Here is an 8,053-nt window from a genome sequence, read left to right as displayed (position 1 = left end):
ATACCGAAGTCCATCACCTTCACCGCACCGGTGTCCGTGATGATCACGTTCGCGGGCTTGATGTCCCGGTGCACGATCCCATGCTGATGCGAATACGCCAGCGCCTCCAGCACCCCGGACACGATGATCAACGCCTGCTCCGGCGGCGGAGCCTCCGCACTCACCAGCAGATCACGGATCGTCCGGCCCTCGACCAGCTCCATCACGATGTACGGCACCGTCTGACCGTTGACGGTGTCCTCACCCGAGTCGTACACCGCCACCACCGCGTGATGGTTCAGCCCCGCCACCGACTGCGCCTCACGCGTGAAGCGCGCCTTGGACACCGGGTCCTCCGCGAGATCCGCCCGGAGCAGCTTCACCGCGACGATACGGCCCAGCCGCACATCCTCGGCCGCGAACACCTCGGCCATACCGCCACGGCCCAGGCGATGGGTCATACGGTAACGGCCGTCCCCGACCATCCCGCCGACCAATCCGTTGTCGCCCCAGGAGTCCGCCGCATCCGACACTCCGCCGCCTGCTTCGGGTTCGGGTGCCATCAGTCCTCGCCGTCGTTTCTGTCCGCGGAACAGCCGCACACGCGGTCCGCGGTATGTCTGTGTGTCTCAGGGGATGTCTCAGGGGTGGCTATGCCACCTCACGCTACAGCCTCCGTGTGACACGCCGGTCCAGGATCGACCGGCCATGAAACCCGCTCGCGCGCCGCCCATGCAAATTCCATGGGTTTCCTGTAACGCTTCCGAGACGCTTGCCGTGTGTACGGTCACGGAACGGGCACCCGGCTTGACGTGTCAGTGCCCTCGGGCAGACTTGGCGCGTATTCGCGTATTCGCGGGATCTTCGATAACGGGGCATCGCGTGGTACCACCGCGTCAGCGCGCCGAGGGGGAAGCACAGTCATGAGCCAGGACGGCGCACAGGGCCGCTATGCGGGCGGTTCGGTCGCGGGGGGCCGGTACCAGCTTCGCGACCTGCTCGGCGAAGGCGGGATGGCGTCCGTATATCTGGCGTACGACGCGGCGCTGGACCGGCAGGTCGCGATCAAGACCCTCCATACGGAGCTGGGGCGCGAGCAGTCCTTCCGCGAGCGCTTCCGCCGCGAGGCCCAGGCCGTCGCCAAGCTGTCGCACACCAACATCGTCTCCGTCTTCGACACGGGCGAGGACGAGCTCGACGGCGCGCTGATGCCGTACATCGTCATGGAGTACGTCGAAGGGCTGCCGCTCGGTTCCGTACTCCAGGCGGACATCGCCCAGTACGGCGCGATGCCGGCCGACAAGGCGCTGAAGGTGACGGCCGATGTGCTGGCCGCGCTGGAGACCAGCCATGAGATGGGGCTGGTCCACCGGGACATCAAGCCCGGCAACGTGATGATGACCAAGCGCGGCGTCGTCAAGGTCATGGACTTCGGCATCGCGCGCGCCATGCAGTCGGGTGTGACGTCGATGACGCAGACCGGCATGGTCGTCGGTACGCCGCAGTACCTGTCGCCCGAGCAGGCGCTCGGGCGCGGTGTCGACGCGCGCTCCGACCTCTACTCGGTCGGCATCATGCTCTTCCAGCTGCTGACGGGCCGGCTGCCGTTCGACGCGGACTCGCCGCTGGCGATCGCGTACGCGCATGTGCAGGAGGAGCCGGTCGCTCCGTCCAGCATCAACCGTTCGATCACCCCCGCGATCGACGCGCTCGTCGCGCGGGCGCTGAAGAAGAACCCGAACGAGCGCTTCCCGAGCGCGGAGACGATGCGCGACGAATGCGCGCGGGTGCTGCCCGGCGGGCAGGCGGGCGCGCCGGTGATCGTGCAGGGGATACCGCACAACAGCGGCGCGGGCGTGGGCTCCGCGGTCTTCCCGCCGGTGGACCAGTCGAACCAGGGACCGCCGAGCGGGCAGAACGTGCAGACGCCGTACCAGCCCGGTCCTTACGGGCCGCCGACGCCCGCCCCGATGCAGGGGCCCGGGTACGGCTATCCGCAGACGCCGCCCCCGGCCTACCCCCAGCCGGCGTCACCGGCTCCGCAGCCGTACGCGGCCTCCCCCCAGTCCCAGATGGCGGCCCACTCCGGCCATGGCGCACACGGCGGCGGGCACGGATCGCACGGCGGCGGCCGGCCCGGCGGCCCGCGGAACATGCCGGTCATCGTGGGCTCGGCCGCGCTCGCGATCCTCGCGATCGCCGGGCTGGTCACGGCGCTCACCATGAAGAACGGCACTGACGGCAGCGGGAACACGGATCCGCGCACCAGCGGCTCCGCCGCGCCGGCCGCCGCGGGCCACCGGGACCCGGAGCGGAACCGCACCATCGACGCGACGGAGTGCTCGGACGCCTCGGAGGACGGCCTCGACCCGGCCAAGGTGACCGTGCCGGACCTGCGGTACAAGGACATCCTCTCGGTGAAGGACTGCCTCCGTGCGGCCGGCTGGACCTGGTCGGAGCCGAAGAAGCAGAACGACGGCACGCAGGCCGAGGACATCGTGATCGGCCAGTACCCGCGGCCGGGCGCCGCCGTGCTGCCCAAGGAGCAGGAGTTCGAGCTGACGATCTCCACGGGGGACCCGGAGTAGCCTGACCGGCCCGCCGGCCACCCATACGCGGTTACTGACGAAACATCCGGGATGCCGGAGTTGTCCAGTCATGTGACGCTGGATCGGTGACTCCAAGGTTCCGCACCCCTTGCGCTATGGCGGTCGCTTCCCTGTTGCTGGCCGCACCCGGCGCGTACGCCGAGGAGTCCAACGAGTTCGCCCCGCCCCCGCCGGGCACCTCCGCGGCCCCCGAGCCCGAGGCATCCTCGCTGGCCGGACAACTGGCCGGGCAACTGGCCGGACGGCTCGCCGGGGAGGGGAAGCCACGACCGGGCAGACCGCCCGAGCCGGATACGGAGGACGAGCCGCCCCAGGACGTGGCCCCGAGCGCGAGCACGGAGAGCACGGAAAGCGCGGAGAGCGCGGACCCCGCGCGGCCCGGCCGGCCCTCGTCCCCGGCGAAGCCGCCCGCCCCTTCGCGAAAGCCGTCGCCCTCCTCCGCGCCCGCGAAGCCGTCCGCCTCCGCCTCCGCGCGTACGGACGAGGAGGCGGAGGACGAGTGGAACGCGGCCGACGAGCCGGGAGAGGCCCGGAAACCGCCTGAGGAGCAGCCGGGTACGGGCGAGCCGACGGCAGCCGACTCCGCACCCCCCGACGCCGCCCGCAGGCCGGACGCGAGGGCCTTCGGCCGATCGGGCACACGGCCGGTTCCCGTACTGACCCTGGGCGCCGGAATCACGCTGCTCGGCCTGGGGCTCGGCTTTCTCGGGCTGCGGCTCCGACGCCGCTGAACCACCCCTCGTCCCCCCTGGGGCCTCCCGGTGGTCCTCCTTATGGCGTACTTATGAGGTCCGTCTCCGGTCGCTTGCAGGCTATGACTTACTCGGTATACATACTGAGTATGTCCATTCGCCACGGGCTTCTCGCCCTCCTCGAACGCGGTCCGCGTTACGGCTCTCAGCTCCGTACGGAGTTCGAGTCGCGCACCGGCTCCACCTGGCCGCTCAACGTCGGCCAGGTCTATACGACCCTGAGCCGGCTGGAGCGCGACGGCATGGTCACGCAGGACGGCGAGGACGAGGCCGGTCACGCGCTCTACGTGATCACGGAAACCGGCCGCGCGGAGCTGCGGTCCTGGTTCCGTACGCCCGTCGACCGCGCCAGCCCGCCCCGCGACGAACTGGCGATCAAGCTCGCCATGGCGGTGGGGGCCCCGGGGGTCGACATCCGGGAGGTCATCCAGTCGCAGCGGCACCACACCATCCAGGCGATGCAGGACTACACGCGGCTGAAGGCACAGGCCCTGGAAGCCGTCCCGGCCGACCGGGACGAGGTGGCCTGGCTCCTCGTCCTGGAGCAGCTCATCTTCCAGACCGAGGCCGAGGCCCGCTGGCTCGACCACTGCGAAGTCCGGCTGATCCGGCTCTCGATGGTGCCGGGACGAGGCGGCACGCAGCCGGAGACGCCCTCGGGGAATCCGGCGAATCCGGCCGCCGGGTCCGCGCCCGCGCCCGCCACGACCCCCGCGTCCACCGCCACCCCCGCGCGCGCCTCGGCACCGGCCTCCGCGCCCTCCGCCGGCTCGGCGGCCGACTGACCACGGCGCCGACGCCACCCGACCCACCCGACCCGTCCGGCCGGGGCCCGCGGGGCCCCCTGGGGGCGACCGCATCACCGCGCGCCCCGGCTCACTCGTCACACCGAACCGCTCGTACGTACGCGTACGCCCAAAGGGGGGACCCTCATGGCTCGCAAATCACATCAGCCACACCAGTCACAGCCGTCACATCCGGCGTCGGAGCAGCCTCAGTCGCCGCAGCAGAAAGCACATCCGCACTCGCCGCAGCCGCACTCGCCGCAGCGGCCCGTGCTCCAGCTCCAGGAGCTGACCCGCGTCCACGGCAGCGGCGCCACCGAGGTGCACGCGCTGCGCGGTATCAATCTCGATGTGTTCCCCGGCGAACTCGTCGCCGTCATGGGCCCGTCGGGCTCCGGCAAGTCCACGCTGCTCACCATCGCGGGCGGCCTCGACAGCCCCAGCTCGGGCCGTGTGATCGTCGAGGACACCGACATCACCACCGCCGACCGCAAGAAGCTCGCGGCCCTGCGCCGCCGCAGCATCGGCTATGTCTTCCAGGACTACAACCTGATCCCCGCGCTCACCGCCGCCGAGAACATCGCGCTGCCCCGCGAACTCGACGGCGTCTCCGCGCGCAAGGGCCGTGTCGAAGCCCTGGCCGCACTGCGGGAGATGGGTCTGGAGGAGCTCGCCGACCGGTTCCCCGACGAGATGTCCGGCGGCCAGCAGCAGCGCGTGGCGATCGCCCGCGCCCTCGTCGGCGACCGGCGTCTGGTCCTCGCGGACGAGCCGACCGGCGCCCTGGACTCCGAGACCGGCGAATCCGTGCTCGCGCTGCTGCGCACCCGCTGTGACGCGGGCGCGGCCGGCATCCTCGTCACCCACGAGCCGCGCTTCGCGGCCTGGGCGGACCGTGTGATCTTCCTGCGGGACGGCGCGGTCGTCGACCAGACGCTGCGCAGCCAGGCGGACTCGCTGCTCACGGGCCAGGCGGCCGAGCTGTGAAGAACTGGTTCCACTCCTGGCGCGCCGCGGTACGCATAGCCCGCCGCGACGCCTGGCGCTTCAAGGGACGCAGCTTCCTCGTCCTCGCCATGATCGCGCTGCCCATCCTCGGGGTGAGCGCCGCGGATCTCACCCTGCGCAGCGCTGAACTCTCCACCGCGGAGAGCCTGAGCCGCGACCTCGGCCGCGCCGACGCGCGCTTCTCCGACCCCGGCCTCGAGGGCCTGCCTCTCCAGCAGAATCCGTCGGGCGACCAGTACTCCCCGGTGGGCAACTTCGATAACAAGCCGTGGCCCGACGGTCCCGCGGACGTCGAGAAGACCATCCCGGCGGGCGCCACGGTCCTGAAGGACACGCTCGGATCCGGAAAGCTCCGTACCACGCACGGGCTGCTGCACACCGAGATCCGTGAGCTCAAGGCATCGGACCCGATGGCCCGGGGCATCATGCGACTCCTCGACGGCCGCTTCCCGGAGAAGGGCGGCGAGGTCGCCGCGACCTCGCACTTCCTGGAGAGCAGCGGTCTGCGCGTGGGCTCGAAGCTCACCGCCCGGGGGCTCGACGCCGACTACCGGATCGTCGGCGAGTACGAACTCCCCAGCGACCTCGGCGTCGACCAGGTCAACGCGCTTCCCGGCGCGTTCCTGGCCCCGCTGGACAAGGCGCTGAAGGCCGACGATCTGCCCGGCACGTCCCCGACCACCACACGGCTGGTGGCCATCCCGGGTGGTTTCACGTGGAACATGGTGCAGGAGGTCAACCGCAAGGGCGTCACGGTCACTTCACGCGCCGTACAGCTGAACCCGCCCGCCGACTCGGACGTCCCGCTCTACCGGCAGGACGGCTGGGGCAAGTACGAGCAGAGCACGGCGGCCAAGACCGCCGAGATGGCCGCGATCGGCACCATCGTCGGTCTCGCCATGCTGGAGATCTGTCTGCTGGCAGGGCCCGCCTTCGCGGTCGGGGCCCGGCGCTCACGCCGTCAGCTCGGCCTCGTCGGGGCCAACGGCGGCGACCGGCGCCATATCCGGGCCATCGTGCTCGCCGGCGGTCTGGTGATCGGTGTCGCCTCGGCCGTCGTCGGTACGGTCCTCGGTATCGCCCTCACCATCGCCCTGCGCCCCCTGCTGGAGGACTACCTCGGCCAGCGCTTCGGCGGCTTCGAGATCCGGCCGCTGGAACTGATCGGCATCGCGGCGCTGGCCGTGCTCACCGGTCTGCTGGCCGCGATCGTCCCGGCCGTCACCGCCTCCCGCCAGACCGTCCTGGCCTCGCTCACCGGCCGCCGCGGGGTGCGCAGGAGCAGCAGGGTGCTGCCGGTCCTCGGGCTGATCGCGTTCGTGCTCGGTGCCGCGATCGCGCTGTACGGCTCGACGATGACCGACCAGTTCGCGGTCGTCGCGGGCGGCAGCGCACTCGCCGAGCTGGGTGTGGTCGCGCTGACGCCGGCCCTGGTGGGTCTCTTCGGCCGGATCGGCCGCTGGATGCCGCTCTCACCGCGGCTGGCACTGCGCGACGCCGTACGCAACCGGGGGCGCACGGCCCCCGCCGTGGCCGCGGTGCTCGCCGCGGTCGCGGGCACGGTCGCGGTCTCGACGTATGCCGCGAGCAGCGACGCCCAGAGCCGCGCCACGTACACGCCGCAGCTGCCCCACGGCGCGGTCTCGGTCATGCTCGACGAGGGCGGCGGCCGGGATGTCCCGGCCGTGCGCACGGCCGTCCAGAAGAATCTGCCCACCGAGATTCGCGCCGATGTGGACCGGATCTCCGTCGGGAAGCCCGGCTGCTCGATGTACGGCGGCGAGGACGGCTGCGGGCGGTACGAGGTGGTCGTACCCAAGGCCAACCAGTGCCCGCTGTGGATGAACCACGGGGACGAGGACCCCTCGGAGAAGTTCAGCAAGGCCGAGCGGCGCAAGCTCATCAAGGACTGGCGCTGCAAGGAGGGCGACGTCTACAGCAACGTCGACGGTGGTGTGCTGATCGGTGACGCCAAGCTGCTCGCGGTCCTCGGGATCAAGGACGCCGACGCCGAAAAGGCGCTGGCGGACGGAAGGATCGTCTCCTTCGACAAGCGGAACATCGACGCGAACGGCAAGATCGGCATCCGGCTGATCACCGACATGGACGCGGCGGACGCGGCCTACCAGAAGGGCGAGGACCCGCCGGGCGACGTCAAGTCGGTCCTGACACACCAGGTCGCGGGGTCGCCCAACGCCTACGGGATCGCGATGATCCTGACCCCGGCCACGGCCGAGGCCGCGGGCCTCAGCACCGTCCCGCTCGGCGCGTACTACTCGACCGGCGCGATGCCGAGCAGCGCCCAGAAGCAGAAGCTGGACGGCGAGCTCGACAAGACCGGCAGCGATGTCAGCCTCCGCATCGAGGGCGGCTACGTCAGCGAGAACAGCATCGTGCTGCTGGCACTGACCGTCTTCGCGGGGCTGGTCACCATCGGCGCCGCCGGTATCGCCACCGGTCTCGCCCAGGCCGACGCCGAGGCCGACCTCAAGACGCTCGCCGCGGTCGGAGCCCCGGCACGGGTCCGCAGGACGCTCAGCGGCTTCCAGTGCGGGGTGGTGGCCGTGATGGGTGTGCTGCTCGGCTCGGCGGCCGGGGTGCTCCCGGCGATCGGGCTGCGGCTGACCCAGCGACGCGGCGAGGAGGACTGGTACCGCAAGGCGCTCGACGAGGGCCTGGGCGCCGTCGACATGCCGCACGTACCGATCGTGATCCCCTGGGGGACGCTGGCCGCGCTGCTGGTCGTCGTCCCGCTGGGCGCCGCGATCCTGGCGGCCCTGGTCACCCGCTCGCACCGGGTGCTCGGCCGCCGGGCGGCGACGTAACCTCACGGGCCCGCCCCACAGGCCGTCCGATCCCCGTGTATCCGTGCCCCCGTACGAGGTCATCCGCCTTCGTACGGGGGCACACCGTGTGGTGA

General features: G+C 71.3%; 6 protein-coding genes. 5 read left to right on the top strand and 1 reads right to left on the bottom strand.

What is annotated here, in order from left to right:
- Positions 1–542, bottom strand: a 542-nt coding sequence (locus ACFRKB_RS36195) for a protein kinase domain-containing protein (RefSeq protein WP_383110858.1), incomplete at its 3' end; no start/stop codon positions are given.
- A 360-nt stretch (positions 543–902) separates the two neighbouring features.
- On the opposite strand from ACFRKB_RS36195, the gene ACFRKB_RS36190 reads away from it, so the two are divergent.
- The 5 genes from ACFRKB_RS36190 (at position 903) to ACFRKB_RS36170 (ending at position 7,958) form a co-directional block, all read left to right on the top strand.
- A complete protein-coding gene (locus tag ACFRKB_RS36190) occupies positions 903–2,567 on the top strand; it encodes a Stk1 family PASTA domain-containing Ser/Thr kinase (RefSeq protein WP_383110857.1) in 1,665 nt (554 codons plus the stop codon).
- 116 nt (positions 2,568–2,683) lie between these two features.
- Positions 2,684–3,319 carry a hypothetical protein gene (locus ACFRKB_RS36185; RefSeq protein WP_383110856.1) on the top strand — a complete coding sequence of 212 codons (636 nt, stop codon included), beginning with the start codon at positions 2,684–2,686 and terminating at the stop codon, positions 3,317–3,319.
- A gap of 110 nt (positions 3,320–3,429) precedes the next feature.
- Positions 3,430–4,125: a PadR family transcriptional regulator gene (locus ACFRKB_RS36180; protein WP_383110855.1), complete on the top strand. Its 696-nt coding sequence runs from the start codon at positions 3,430–3,432 to the stop codon at positions 4,123–4,125.
- A 270-nt stretch (positions 4,126–4,395) separates the two neighbouring features.
- Complete coding sequence (locus ACFRKB_RS36175; protein ID WP_383110854.1) at positions 4,396–5,112, top strand: ABC transporter ATP-binding protein; 717 nt, start codon at positions 4,396–4,398, stop codon at positions 5,110–5,112.
- Positions 5,109–7,958, top strand: a complete 2,850-nt coding sequence (locus ACFRKB_RS36170; protein WP_383110853.1) for an FtsX-like permease family protein — start codon at positions 5,109–5,111, stop codon at positions 7,956–7,958. The genes ACFRKB_RS36175 and ACFRKB_RS36170 overlap by 4 nt, the downstream gene beginning before the upstream one ends.
- Positions 7,959–8,053 lie beyond the last annotated feature (95 nt).

Source organism: Streptomyces scopuliridis (genome assembly GCF_042790125.1).
Lineage (GTDB): Bacteria > Actinomycetota > Actinomycetes > Streptomycetales > Streptomycetaceae > Streptomyces > Streptomyces scopuliridis_A.
This window is presented reverse-complemented; position numbering and strand designations above follow the sequence as displayed.